General features: G+C 37.3%; 14 protein-coding genes and 2 tRNA genes. 2 read left to right on the top strand and 14 right to left on the bottom strand.

From position 1 onward, the window contains the following. Positions 1 to 65: 65 nt before the first annotated feature. The 3 genes from lepB to FA707_RS04260 form a co-directional block, all read right to left on the bottom strand. Positions 66 to 659, bottom strand: coding sequence for a signal peptidase I (gene lepB, locus FA707_RS04270; RefSeq protein WP_136953059.1), 594 nt, complete (start codon positions 657 to 659; stop codon positions 66 to 68). Between the two features lie 129 nt (positions 660 to 788). Further along, positions 789 to 2783, bottom strand: coding sequence for a transketolase (gene tkt, locus FA707_RS04265; RefSeq protein ID WP_136954180.1), 1995 nt, complete (start codon positions 2781 to 2783; stop codon positions 789 to 791). Positions 2784 to 2878: 95 nt separating this feature from the next. Then, a complete protein-coding gene (locus tag FA707_RS04260; RefSeq protein ID WP_136953058.1) occupies positions 2879 to 3130 on the bottom strand; it encodes a DUF896 family protein in 252 nt (83 codons plus the stop codon). A 141-nt stretch (positions 3131 to 3271) separates the two neighbouring features. On the opposite strand from FA707_RS04260, the gene lexA reads away from it, so the two are divergent. Both lexA and FA707_RS04250 read left to right on the top strand, forming a co-directional pair. After that, the gene (gene lexA / locus FA707_RS04255) at positions 3272 to 3889 is read left to right on the top strand and encodes a transcriptional repressor LexA (RefSeq protein ID WP_136953057.1); all 618 of its coding nucleotides are present in this window, start codon (positions 3272 to 3274) and stop codon (positions 3887 to 3889) included. A gap of 75 nt (positions 3890 to 3964) precedes the next feature. Then, positions 3965 to 4168 (top strand): hypothetical protein, encoded by a 204-nt coding sequence (locus tag FA707_RS04250; protein WP_136953056.1) that lies wholly within the window; start codon positions 3965 to 3967, stop codon positions 4166 to 4168. A 41-nt stretch (positions 4169 to 4209) separates the two neighbouring features. Here FA707_RS04250 and galU read toward each other — a convergent pair whose 3' ends face one another. The 11 genes from galU to FA707_RS04195 all read right to left on the bottom strand — a co-directional run bounded on the left by galU (position 4210) and on the right by FA707_RS04195 (position 13961). After that, a complete protein-coding gene (gene galU, locus FA707_RS04245) occupies positions 4210 to 5148 on the bottom strand; it encodes a UTP--glucose-1-phosphate uridylyltransferase GalU (protein ID WP_136953055.1) in 939 nt (312 codons plus the stop codon). 35 nt (positions 5149 to 5183) lie between these two features. Beyond that, positions 5184 to 6194, bottom strand: coding sequence for an NAD(P)H-dependent glycerol-3-phosphate dehydrogenase (locus tag FA707_RS04240; RefSeq protein WP_136953054.1), 1011 nt, complete (start codon positions 6192 to 6194; stop codon positions 5184 to 5186). Then, positions 6191 to 6856 carry a pyrophosphatase PpaX gene (gene ppaX, locus FA707_RS04235; RefSeq protein ID WP_136953053.1) on the bottom strand — a complete coding sequence of 222 codons (666 nt, stop codon included), beginning with the start codon at positions 6854 to 6856 and terminating at the stop codon, positions 6191 to 6193. The genes FA707_RS04240 and ppaX overlap by 4 nt, the downstream gene beginning before the upstream one ends. After that, the gene (lgt, locus tag FA707_RS04230; RefSeq protein ID WP_136953052.1) at positions 6857 to 7672 is read right to left on the bottom strand and encodes a prolipoprotein diacylglyceryl transferase; all 816 of its coding nucleotides are present in this window, start codon (positions 7670 to 7672) and stop codon (positions 6857 to 6859) included. A gap of 15 nt (positions 7673 to 7687) precedes the next feature. Continuing rightward, positions 7688 to 8620 (bottom strand): HPr(Ser) kinase/phosphatase, encoded by a 933-nt coding sequence (hprK, locus tag FA707_RS04225; protein WP_136953051.1) that lies wholly within the window; start codon positions 8618 to 8620, stop codon positions 7688 to 7690. A gap of 147 nt (positions 8621 to 8767) precedes the next feature. Beyond that, positions 8768 to 8839: transfer RNA gene (locus FA707_RS04220), tRNA-Gln, on the bottom strand. Between the two features lie 6 nt (positions 8840 to 8845). After that, positions 8846 to 8926, bottom strand: a tRNA-Tyr gene (locus FA707_RS04215). A gap of 102 nt (positions 8927 to 9028) precedes the next feature. Further along, complete coding sequence (locus FA707_RS04210) at positions 9029 to 9262, bottom strand: DUF2969 family protein (protein ID WP_136953050.1); 234 nt, start codon at positions 9260 to 9262, stop codon at positions 9029 to 9031. 88 nt (positions 9263 to 9350) lie between these two features. Then, positions 9351 to 10223: an ROK family protein gene (locus tag FA707_RS04205; protein WP_136953049.1), complete on the bottom strand. Its 873-nt coding sequence runs from the start codon at positions 10221 to 10223 to the stop codon at positions 9351 to 9353. A gap of 48 nt (positions 10224 to 10271) precedes the next feature. Beyond that, positions 10272 to 11129: an ROK family protein gene (locus FA707_RS04200; RefSeq protein ID WP_168177340.1), complete on the bottom strand. Its 858-nt coding sequence runs from the start codon at positions 11127 to 11129 to the stop codon at positions 10272 to 10274. A gap of 162 nt (positions 11130 to 11291) precedes the next feature. Next, positions 11292 to 13961: an alpha-mannosidase gene (locus FA707_RS04195; protein WP_136953047.1), complete on the bottom strand. Its 2670-nt coding sequence runs from the start codon at positions 13959 to 13961 to the stop codon at positions 11292 to 11294. Between the last annotated feature and the right edge of the window lie 18 nt (positions 13962 to 13979).

Raw genomic sequence — 13979 nt, 5'->3', positions numbered from 1 at the left:
TCTATAAGTTTAGCACAAAAAAACAGCTCTGACACAAGATTGTCAAAGCTGTTTAACGTTGTTTATTAGTTTTCTATTAATCCAAACCGATCTAAAGGCCAAAAGATAAATTTCACACGACCTGAAATATCTTTGATATCAATAAGACCAATATAACGGCTATCTTTTGAAATCGGACGATTATCACCTAAAACAAACACTTTCCCTTCAGGTACCACCGTTGTATCAATTCCTTCGATATCTTTTAGTGAAAAGTCCGTTTTCAATTCATAAGTCGACGCATCAATCGGTTTCTTATATGACGTATACGGATTCGTCGTATCATAATCTTTTTTAACTTCTGATAGATATTTTTCTTCCACCATCTCACCATTCACATACAATTGATCATTTTTAAAACTGATTTCATCACCAGGTACACCAATAACCCGCTTAATATAGCTCTTGCCAGGTTGATCTGGCGCAGGAAATGTAACAATTTCAAAACGTTCAGGTTCGCCAAATTTTAATTGCATAATGCGTTCTTTATTCTCTAAAGTTGGTAACATTGAATCACCGGATACTTGAATAGGTGACACAATAAAGTGGCGTACTGCAAATAAAACTGCCAGCATACCTACAAACCAAATAATATTGCTTAGTAGTTCATTCTTTTTCATAGTGAACCTCCTTTTTACTACTCATAATATATCACAAATAGCTCGTACATCAAAACACTCACCATTGTTTTCTAAGTTTAACACAAAAAAGAAGACACAACTTAATGTGTCTCCTCTCTTAATGAAATTTTATAAGCTTTGATATGTTTTAACAACATTCTCAACGGTGAAACCATACTCTTCGATAACTGTGTTACCTGGAGCAGAAGCACCGAACTTATCGATACCCATTACCGCACCGTCGAAGCCTACATAACGTTCCCAACCAAATGTAGCACCCATTTCAACTGCTACACGTTTCGTTAAGTGACGTGGTAACACAGACTCTTTGTATTCAGCTGTTTGTTCTTCAAATAAGTTCATACTTGGCATTGAAACAACCGCTACATCTTCACCTTGTTCTGCTAAAACTTTTTGTGCTTCGATTGCTAAAGCCACTTCAGAACCTGTTGCAATTAAGATACCTGTTGCTTCGCCTTTAGCGGGTGAAATAACGTACGCACCTTTAGCTACCCCTTCATCTGCCATTGTCGCAGTATTAGGTAAAACTGGTAAGTTTTGACGAGTTAATGCTAAGACAGTCGGACGTTCTGTTGAACTTACTGCTACTTTCCAAGCCGCACGCGTTTCGTTGCCATCAGCTGGACGAATTGTGTTTAAGTTTGGTAAGCCACGTAAGCCAGATAATTGTTCGATTGGTTCATGGGTTGGACCATCTTCACCAACAGCCACTGAATCATGTGTTAATACATAAGTGACTGGAGCTTTTTGAATAGCTGCTAAACGAATAGCTGGACGTAGGTAATCTACGAAAACAAAGAATGTTCCGCCATATACTTTTGTCCCACCGTGTAAAGCAATCCCGTTCATCGCTGCTGCCATTGCGAATTCACGCACACCAAACCAGATGTTGCGTCCTTCGTAATGATCAGCATCAAAGTCCGTTTCACCGGCAATCATTGTATTGTTTGAACCTGATAAATCAGCAGAACCACCCCATAATGTTGGAACAGTTTTAGCTAACGCTTGGATCATCTCACTTGAAGTGACACGACTTGCTTTTGCTGCATCGTCTTCTTGGTAAACTGGCATTTCTGCATCCCAATTTTCAGGTAATTCATTAGCAAAACCTGCTAATAATTGAGCCGCTAATTCAGGATATTCTGTTTGATAAGCAGCAAATAATTCATTCCATTTTGCTTCAGCTGCTTCACCATTAGCATTTAATGTTTCTTCGAAACGAGCTTTTGCTTCAGCTGGTACTTCAAAGGCTTCATAATCCCAACCGTAAGCAGCTTTAGCTGTTGCGATACCATCAGCTCCAAGGGGTGCCCCGTGAACTTTATTGGTTCCAGCATTTGGTGCACCAAAACCGATAACCGTTTTAATTTCAATGATAGTTGGTTTAGTGTTTTCTGCTTTCGCTTCGTCGATAGCTTTAGAAATAGCGTCTAAATCATTGCCATCTTTCACTAAAATATGTTGCCAACCTGTTGCTTCAAAACGACCTTTCACATCTTCACTAAATGATTTATCTAAATCGCCATCTAATGAAATATCATTAGAATCGTATAACACGATTAATTTGTCTAATTTCAGATGCCCTGCTAAGCTGATAGCTTCTTGAGAGATCCCTTCCATTAAATCACCATCACCACAAATTGCGTAAGTATAGTGATCTACTACGTTAAAGTTTGGACGGTTATAAGTTGCTGCTAAATGAGCCTCTGCCATTGCAAAACCAACACTCATTGCAATTCCTTGTCCTAATGGTCCTGTTGTTGCTTCAACACCATCTGTGTGATGAACTTCCGGATGTCCAGGTGTACGGCTATCCCATTGACGGAAATTTTTGATATCTTCGATTGTCACATCGTAGCCAGCCATGTGTAATAAGCTGTACTGTAATGCTGAGCCGTGTCCAGCTGATAAGATAAAGCGGTCACGATCAATCCAGTTTCTAGAAGTTTTTGGGTTTACTTTTAAATGTTTCGTCCACAATGCATAAGCCATTGGGGCTGCACCCATTGGTAAACCTGGATGTCCAGAATTTGCTTTTTGAATCATATCCATACTTAACGTACGTAATGTATTAACGCCTAATTCATCAATTTTGTCGAACAACATGATCATCTCCTATGTTTTTAGGTTTTTTTTACCTTTATTACATTCTACTATATATGTAGGTGCTTACGCAATCATTTTTGTATAATTTTTCACTAATCTTCTAAATGACGACCATGAATTTGTTTGTCTTTTTGAATACGTTTCAATTTATCAGGCGTAACATCTGTTCCTTCTTGATCGACGACTTTCATACCCTCGATATGATGACGCATCCCGCCTCTAAATACCGTTAAGTACTCTTCTCTCAATGCTTGTTGCTCTAAAATTTCTTCTTGTGTTAAACCTTCTGCTTTTTTCTTGCGAGCTAATTCATTAATTCTCGCCATTTTGTCTTTTGATAACATATAATCAGTCCTCCTATACAATTACTTATTTTAATCGATATTTAAATAAAACACAAACTCGCAATCTACGAACATGTGTTTGATAACTTCTCGCTAGTATGTTAAAATTTAATTAATAAAACTATCCTAGGAGGATTTCCCATGACGAACAAAAAAGAAAATCGTCAATTAAGTATTTTACATTATATACATGAAACGGGGGAACAACGCGGATATCCACCAACTGTGCGAGAAATTTGCGAAGCAGTCAATCTTTCTTCTACTTCGACTGTTCACGGGCACCTAGCTCGTTTGGAGCAAAAAGGTTTATTACTTCGCGACCCATCTAAGCCTCGTGCGATTGAAGTAACCAAAATGGGGCTGCAATTGTTAGGGATTCAACCTGAGACTATTCCAGTCCTAGGAACCGTCACAGCCGGAGAACCGATTTTAGCGGTAGAAGATGCATCCGATTTTTTCCCTGTACCACCTGAGTTTAAAAACGAAACGCGTCCCCTGTTTATGTTAACGATTCGCGGAACAAGTATGATCAACAAAGGCATCATTGACGGTGATTTCGTCATTGTTCGTAAACAAGAACAAGCGAATAACGGCGATATCGTGATTGCCATGACCGCTGAAGATGAAGCCACGTGTAAAACTTTCTATAAAGAAAAGAACCGTATTCGTTTACAACCAGAAAACGATGAACTAGACCCTATTTATCTAGATACCTGTACAATCTTAGGAAAAGTTGTCGGACTTTATCGCTCATTTTAAAAAACTCTTTACAACACGAACAAATGTTTGTATAATAAAAACAGAACAAACGTTCGTATCGAGGAGGAATTATTTATGACAGGGATTAGACGACTATTTTTTATATTTTTCACTTTATTAGCAGGTATTTTTCTAGGCGCATTCGGATTAAAGTTGGCTCTTATCATTTCAATCCCACTATTTGTCACGCTAGTCGTACTATGGGATGAAAAAAAGTATGAACTGAAGAACGAACAAATGAATTATTATCAGCAACATTATTATGAAGATTATCAATAAATAGCAAAAGAACGAAGCCACAGCTTCGTTCTTTTTTATTATTATTCTGCTTCCACTTCAACGTTTGATTCAGTTTTGGTTGAAGTTTTTTTATCAGCCTTTGCTAATTGTTTACCTAGTTCAATAATAAAATCATGTAATTGACCTTTCACTTCAGGATGCTCTAAACCATACTCGATACTTGATTTTAAGAATCCGAATTTATCCCCCACATCATAACGTTTGCCATTGAACTTGTGACCAAACACGCGTTGTGTTTTATTTAGCTCATCAATCGCGTCTGTTAATTGAATTTCTCCACCTGCACCAGGTTCTTGTTTTTCTAATAAATCAAAAATTTCTGGTGTGAATAAATAGCGACCAATAATCGCTAAATCACTTGGTGCTTCATCTGGATTTGGTTTTTCAACAAAGTGGCTAACATTGAATAAACCTGGTTTCACTTCAGCTTCTGGTGCAATAATACCATATTTTGATGTATCTTCATGTGGGACTTCCATCACCGCAATAGTTGAAGCCTTTGTTTCATTATAGTTATCAATTAATTGTTTAGTTAACGGTATTTCATCCGTCATAATGTCATCACCTAACATCACGACAAACGGTTCGTTCCCTACAAAGGCTTTCCCTAATGAAACAGCATGCCCTAAACCTAATGCACGTGATTGACGAATGAAATGTAAATTAATACCAGTAGTTGCTTCAACTGTTTCTAATAATTCCCATTTACCTTTTTCTTTTAAGTTCATTTCTAATTCTAAGTTAGCATCAAAATGGTCTTCAATCGGACGCTTCGCTTTACCTGTCACGATTAAAATATCTTCAATTCCTGATGCAAGTGCTTCTTCAACAATAAATTGAATCGTTGGTTTGTCAACAATTGGCAACATTTCTTTAGCCATCGCTTTAGTAGCAGGTAAAAATCGTGTCCCTAACCCTGCTGCTGGAATAATCGCTTTTCTCACTTTTGATTCGGTCATCTTCACATTCCCCTTTTCAGACTGCTTAGTTTTTATTAAAATTCTTTTTCTGATTTATTATCACGTTTCATCATTTCCTCGATAACGTAATGAACATCCTTGTTTTCATATAGGACTTGATAAATTGCCTCGGTAATTGGCATTTCAACTTCTAACTCTTGCGCTAGTTCATAAGCTGATTTAGTCGTTGATACCCCTTCAACAATCATCCCCATTGAAGACAAAATCTCGTCTAAACTCTTACCTTTCCCTAACATGTCACCTGTTCTCCAGTTACGAGAATGGATACTCGTACATGTAACGATTAAGTCACCGAAACCACTTAAACCGATGAACGTTAACGGATCGGCTCCCATTGCAACACCTAAACGAGTAATTTCAGCTAATCCACGCGTCATAATAGCAGCCTTCGCATTATCACCTAAACCTAACCCATGAATAGCACCTGCTCCTAAAGCGATAATATTTTTTAGAGCTGCTCCAGTTTCAACACCGATCACATCATCATTCGTGTAGACACGGAAATAACCGTTACTAAATAATTTTTGAACGTAAATAGCATACGCTTCATTTTTACTTGCTGCTGTAATCGTTGTTAAATCATGAACGGCTACTTCTTCGGCATGACTTGGCCCTGATAAAACAACGATATCTTTTCTTTTGTTTGATGGAATTTCTTGTGCTAAAATTTCAGAAATTCTAAAGTGAGTTTCTTGTTCGAATCCTTTACTCGCATGGATAATAACAGGTACCGTGGTTAATACGTCGACTAATTGTCGTGCAACTTGTCTAATTGCTTTTGTCGGCACAACAAACAAAATAGCATCAGCATCTTGAACAGCATCTGCCATATTAGTTGTTGCCGTTAATCTTTCTGGGAAAACAATATTAGGCAAATAAGCTTTGTTCGTATGATGCTCTTGAATTTCCGCAACTTGTGCTTCATCACGTCCCCACATTACCACATCATGACCATTTTCAATTAAGGTTTGACCTAACGCCAATCCCCAAGAACCTGTTCCTAAAACCGCTACTTTTTGTTTCATTTGTCTCCTCCATTATTTTCAGCAATGATTAATTGCTCTAAATCCCTCATCGTTTTTACCGTTTTATACGGTTGATAACTTGCAACATCCGCTAGTGACTTACAAGACCATTCGACAAAAACCCCTTTAACCCCTGCGCGATTAGCCGCTTCAATATCTTGCGGATTATCCCCAATCATCATGGTCGATTCTCGATTCGCCTCTAAGCGCTCCATCGCGATATTCAATGATTCTGGATTTGGTTTAACTTTAGTGAAATCACCACTACCAAGAATAACATCAAAATACTCATGAATATTTAAAAATTCCAGTCCATGTTGTAACAATTCTTTTTTCTTAGTAGATACCACAGCTAGTTTAACGCCAGCTTTTTTTAAGCTTGCCAAAACTTCTGGTACATCTGGGAAAACTTCAATAAACTCGTCATGTCTAGCATGATTATATTCACGGTATTCCTTAATCATCTGTTCAGCATTCGCTTTGTCTAAAGATGAAAAAACTTCTTCTAATGACGGGCCGTTAAAAGCTAGGACAGATTCTTCGGTTTGAAATTTTCCAGGAAAATATTTGTCTAATACATGTAAATACGATTGTGCGATTAATGAATTCGTGTCAGCTAGTGTGCCATCGAAATCAAATAATACTGTTTCTATTTTTACCAATTATCTTACACCTCTAATATTGTATAGTGGTGGTTTTACGACTTTTCGGCGATAAATCATAGTGATAATAGCCAAAATGAATAATACGGCTGATAACGCTTGTGACACGCGAATATTACCAAACAAGTATAAACTATCTGTTCTCATACCTTCTACAAAAAATCGTCCAAATGAATACCACATGACATAGGTTAAAAAGATTTCACCCTGTCTCAAAAAATTTTGACGTCTTAAAATAAGCAATAGGATAAAACCAATCACATTCCAACTACTTTCATACAAGAAAGTCGGTTGACGATACAGTCCATCAATTTTCATATTATCAATAATGAATGACGGTAAACGTAATTTTTCTAAAAATGTACGAGTCGTTTCGCCACCATAAGCTTCATGATTAGCAAAATTACCCCAACGTCCAATTGCTTGTGCTATTATCACTCCAGGTGTGGCAACATCTAAAAATTTCCATATAGAGTAGTAACGTTTACGTGTAAAGAAATACGTCACCAGGGCGCCTGTTAATAAACCACCATAAATAGCCAAACCACCGTTTCTAATATTTAAAATTTCAGTTGGATGCTGCGAATAATACGACCACTCGAAAATGACATAGTACAATCTTGCCCCTAAAATAGATAAAGGTAATGCCCATAGCATAAAATCAACAATATCATCTTCTTGATAACCCATTTTTTTTGATTCTCTTGTCGCTAACCATCCTGCTACAATAATACCAAAAACAATTATTAGCGCATACCAACGAATTTCTAACCCGAACAACTTAAAAGCGACAGGATTAATTTGTGCAACTAGCATGATTCTCCCTACTTTCTATTGTTCTGAATTGGTTTCAATTAATTTTGATAAATTATCTTCAAATTTTTGGGTTGCGTTGTACCCCATTGTCTTCGCACGGAAGTTCATCGCTGCCACTTCAATAATAATAGCCACGTTTCGTCCCGTTTTGACCGGAATAGAAATCATCGGTACATCGACATCAGCAATTCTAAAGGTTTGTTCTGCACCGCCTAAGCGGTCAAATTGTTTATCAGGCGTCCAATGTTCCAGCCTAACAACTAATTGAACAGGCACACTTCTTCTAACTGAACTTGCCCCAAACAAATTCATAATATCGACAATCCCTATACCACGAATTTCCATTAAATGTTCTAGGATAGGTGCTGGTTCACCAATAACTGTACGTTCATCTTGTTGATAAACATCCACGCGATCATCCGCTACTAAACGATGACCTTTTTTAATTAACTCTAAACCCGTTTCACTTTTACCGATTCCACTGTCCCCTTGAATTAAGACACCTAAACCATAAATTTCCATTAGTACGCCATGAATCGATGTTCTAGGTGCTAACTTAGAATCGATAAAATTAGACATCACTCCAGAAATACGAGACGTCGAACGTCTTGTGGTTAAAACTGGTACACCTTTTTCATTGGCCGCTTCAACTAACTCAGCAGTCGGCGTTAAGCCTCTAGAATAAACAAAAACCGGAGTTTCGTCAGCACATAGCTTCTTCATCACAATTCTTTTTTCATCTGAAGACATTCTATCTAAAAAAGTTGTTTCTTTCTTACCAAATAATTGAATACGTTCAGATGGATAATAATTAAAATAACCCGTTAATTCTAAGCCCGGCCTAGAAATATCTGCAGTTGTAATTTTTCTATCTAAAAATTCATGACCAGAATAGACATCTAACTCTAGTTCATTGACTAATTGTTCAATTGTAACAAATTGTGTCATAATAGCCTCCTTAAACTACTTACATTATAAATTATTCTATCATTAATCAGGGTAACTGACTAGATAAAAACCACAATACCAATAATTGTATACGTTTTCAAATGGATATAAAAATAAAAAGCTACTTTCTTTTGAAAGTAGCTTAGACTGGGCTAGCTGGATTCGAACCAACGAGTGACGGAGTCAAAGTCCGTTGCCTTACCGCTTGGCTATAGCCCAATATAATGGAGGGGGGCAGATTCGAACTGCCGAACCCGAAGGAGCGGATTTACAGTCCGCCGCGTTTAGCCACTTCGCTACCCCTCCAGCTATCAGGTGTTGCTCACCTGACTACTTTTATATCATACATAAAAAAGTTGACTAATGCAAGTACTTTTTTAAATTTTTTTATTTTTTTGATATTTATTGTTATTGGAATAAATTCCATTGACGGATAATCTCTTCAAAACCTTCATCTAAATTTTTAACCGTACTAATTAACTCTTGATCATAATAAACTTCAAACTTATTATTTGCTGTAGCTTCAACTGTTCCAATGGTTTTTTTACCAATTTTCATTTCATAAACTGTCACAGTTTCGCCATTTTTATTTTTAGTTGTTTCTTCAATTAATACTTCAATATCTTTATTTTTTTTCATCATTAGCAACTCCTCAATCAAAATGTTTACTTATTAAACATACCACAATCTAGAGCGATGACAAGTAAAAATACTTATCCTCGCTTGGATTTTACAGTTGTTGATAATAAGAAGCTACTGCCCCAATAAGATTGGCATCATTACCAAATTGGCAAGCACGAATATCAGCGGGGTAATTCTTAATACCTAGAGCGTCTATCTTTTGCTGAACTCGACGTGTTGCTTCATCAACTAAACCTTCTTTAGCTGATACACCACCTCCAATAACAATACAATCTGGATCAAAACAGAACATCAAACTAAATAACCCTTGCGATAAGTAATTATAGAAATTATTCACCTCATCTTGGGCCAAAGCATCGCCTGCTTCAGCTAAAGCAAAAACTTCTTTTGCATCTACCTCGTCAATTTTTTGATTACTACGACGAGCATACCGTTCTGCCATTTTAACGGCTGTTCCTAGTTCACTAAAAGTATTCTCATGATTCAAGTACATTAAACCAAATTCGCCCCCATAACGATGGGCTCCCACATTTAATTTTCCTTTTTGAATAATCGCACCACCGACTCCAGTTCCTAAAACAACAAATAGAACATTATCAAGTCCTTTTGCTATTCCTTGCCACGTCTCCGCAATCCCTGCTGCATTCGCATCGTTCTCAAAACGAACAGGTAACTCAAATAACTCAGTCAGTTCCTGTCTAATATCAAAATGGTGAATATATGGAATGGCGCTTAAACCTTCAATAACGCCAGTTTCATAATTTACCGCACCTGGCGCACTGATTGCCACACCTTCAAAATCATATGTATCTTCATAAGTCGTTTTAATATGCAGTAATAAAACCTTCATTTCTTCAAACGTCTTTGGTGTTTTATCAATCCCCTGCTCTATTAATTGTTCCTCATGCCATACACCGTACTTAACATTGGTACCGCCCCAATCAAATGCTAATATTGCCATATTTTACTCTCCTCATCAAATAAGTCATTTATTGCAACTATTTATTGCTTATTGCGCAGCTTCTTTGGCTAATTGAAGGCACCCCATAATCCCACTATTATCACCAAGTTTAGTTGGAACAATGTACGTTTCTAAATCTGGATACGCTACATAACCCGCTACTAATTCGGCAAACGCTTCACGAATTAGTGGAAAAAGTTGTTCTTGATGCATAACACCACCACCTAGAATAATGGTTTCTGGTGATAAAACTAACGTATAAGTCATTAAAGCTTGCGCAATATAATGAGCTTGGATTTTCCAAACCTCATCATCTGGTGCCACCTCAACGCCTTTCTTACCCGTACGTTTTTCAAGTGCTGGCCCAGCTACTAGCCCTTCAACACAATCTTTATGGAATGGACAAACCCCTTCGAACGTATCACCTTCAAGACGTTTAATATGAATATGCCCCATTTCAGGGTGGCCGAACCCTTGTAATAATTGACCGTTAATAACGCCTCCGCCACCAACACCTGTGCCAATTGTTAAATAAACACAATTTTGCTTGTTTTTAGCTGCTCCAAACGTTAATTCGCCATAAGCTGCCGCATTAACATCTGTCGTCCATCCGATAGGAATATTGTAACGTTCTTTTAGCATGCCTAATAAATTAACATGTTGCCACTTTAATTTAGGCGTAGACGTAATATAACCATAAGTAGGTGACGCTTCATTCACATCAATCGGACCGAATGAACCAACACCCATACTGGTTAATTCATATTGATCAAAGAATTCGTAAACCGCTTGCATTGTTACCTCTGGTGCTTCAGTTGGAATACTAACTCTTGCTACTACTTCTAATGCTTCATTACTCACTGCACAAACAAATTTTGTGCCTCCTGCCTCAATTGCTCCGTACATTGTTATTAGCTCCTTTATATGGCTAGACATTTAATTCAAAATGAAAGCCTTTTTATTTATTATAAACTAAATTAGATCTTTTGACCTATATTTTTTTGTTTTTCTAAAAAAAACATCAAGGAGCAAGTTTCAAACTTAGCTCCCTGATGATGACAATCTTTATTATTTTATCAAACCAATCGTTCTAATTTCATGTCCTGATAATTTATCCGGACATTCGCCTTGCGCTTCTTCAAGCAGGTTCAATAACTCTGTTTTAGAAATCCCTTCTTTAGCAATTGCTAAGTCAGTTGCTTCTTCGGTCATATTATAACCTCTTAGAACTAAAGCATCGTCACCTTGACGGCGTTTTAAAGCCGTTATCGCAAAATTATCACCCGTTACCGCTACATATTGATGGTTAGTTGGTAAACTTCCAGCTACCACTTTTGTTTGTTTCGCAATTAATGCATATTGTCTCGCTTGAGCAGCTTTATATGATAGGACACGCTCAGTCGGAGCATGCAAATCAAGACTGTACTCAAATTCAAAGTCACCTTGACATTGCGCTTCAGGTGTCGGGAAGTAACCCCAGTCACCTAGTTCACCTACTGCTCTTAATAACGTCACCGCAATAGTATCGTCGACAATTTCATATTCATTTAAACCAAAGTTACCAACCGTTACACTATAATTGTCATCATGTAAGTTAACGAATGCGTGTTGATGTTGTGGATTAGTTGGATTTTCCCAATGTTTAGAAACCTTATTAGGTCTCGTTACCACTTCATAAATACTATCAGCTTCATGTGTTTCAACGTTTAATTGCGTTGGGAATAAGACACGTAGACGATGGTCCTGCGCATTGTTATTCACTTTTGTAGAAAATTCAACGTGTTTTGCTAAACGCTCTAATGTAATATCTGTTGTAATCGTAAATGGTACTAATACATTTGAACGACTAGCATTACGGTTACGGAAATCAATAACTGCTTGTTGTTCATAGCTTAATAGTTCATCCGCTGAAGCAGGGATTTCCATTTTATGTGTTAAACGAATCGTTGCTGATAAACCATTATTTTCAATTAGTGCTGTTTCATAAGGGAAATCAGTTGAAAGTAACGCAACATCTCCTTTAGGTTGTTTAAAGATATATTCATTCGCAATATCTCCAACATTTTCGAAAACTAATAAATTCTCTAATTGCTTACCTGTTTCTTTATTCAAGACGCTTAAACTACCATTTTCTAAAATCTCAATTTTTGTAAATTCATTTTCTAAGCTTGCATTTGTCGCATTTAACTCTGAGTTAATCACTGCTGGTTCACCTTCGACCAATGCATAACTTTGCCATGAAAACTCATCTAAATCAGCCACTTCAATTGTAACCGTTACGTATTTTGCCATAAACGGAATACGGAAAGCATCTTTAGGTAGATCGTAGTTAAAACGGACGTTTGGTTCTCCAACAACAGCATTGACTACTTCGCCTTCAGCGTTAACAACGTGGAAAGTTGGTGTTGTTTCTTCTTCTAGCTCTTTAAATAACTTGCCAGGTACGCCTTCATGGAACGTTTTACGTTTTAGTTCAATCTCGACCTCAACTGTGCCAGTTTTATTAATACCCGCTGTATTAAAGACCACAAATGGATAACTCTCAGCTTGGAAATCATCGGTTTTAATTTGACTCGTCAGTTGATCCAGTGCCTTATCCGCAATAAATTTGCCGACTTCATTAGCTTTTTCAAAACGTGTCATCATCTCGCGATGGACTTCATCGACTGAACAACCACAAATACTATCATGGGGATGATTTTGCATCAACGTTTTCCATGCAAAATCAAGTTCATCATGCGGATATTCACCTGTTACGTCGTAAGCCATTGTCGCTAAAGGTTCGGCGATATTTTCTAACTGTCTAGAAACTTTGGTATTCCATTGTTTTAAATACACACGAGCTGATGACGTATTAGCTAGTGTATACCAGCCGTCTGTTTCTTGACTTGTTAGTTCCCCGTTAACTGTTCCTAAATCTTCTGGCAAGTCATTTTGAACCGCCTCAAGATAATCAGTAAAGTTAGAATGAACAAATTCGTACTCTGGGAACAATTCATTGGCTAAACGAATTGCTTGTGTCACATCTTTTTGAACAGGTTGATGATCGACTCCATTCATCATCAAGTAATGATTTGTGGCACCATATTTCTCAACATCTTGTAATTTTTGATTCCAGAATTTAATTGCTGCTTCACGTTCTGTTGGAATTTCGTTCCCGTTACTGTACCAATTAGCAAATAATAAACCAAAAATCTTACTACCGTCTGGACCTTCCCAGAACATCTCAGAATACTGAGAGGTATAGTTATCGTCTGCTAAAACTTCGTTATCAAATCCGATTGGCTTTACACCACGTCCAAAGGCTGCACTCTTTAAACCAGCTTGTAGCATCATCTGTGGTGTTTGCCCCATATTACCGAATGTATCTGGGAAGTAACCTAATGCAACCGGTGTGCCCCATTTTTTACTTTCTTTCATGCCAATCAACATATTACGAGTATTAGATTCCGAACTAATTAAGAAATCATCTTGTAAAATATAGAATGGCCCAATTTGAAGTTTCCCTTCATCGATGGCTTTTTGCACCGCTGCTCGTTTTTCAGGACGCACTTCTAAATAATCATCTAAGATAATGGTTTGACCATCTAAATGGAAACTATTGAATTCCGGGTCTGTTTCAAATAATTCTAGTAAATCATCCATCAATTCCACTAAGCGCATATGGTGTTGCTCATAAGGCATGTACCATTCACGATCCCAGTGACTATGTGACACAATATATACTTTCTTTTTCATAATTAATTAATTCCTCGC

The sequence above is a fragment of the Vagococcus zengguangii genome (assembly GCF_005145005.1).
Taxonomy (GTDB): Bacteria; Bacillota; Bacilli; order Lactobacillales; family Vagococcaceae; genus Vagococcus_A; species Vagococcus_A zengguangii.
The sequence above is the reverse complement of the archived record's forward strand: the minus strand, read 5'-3'. Positions and strand labels throughout refer to the sequence as shown.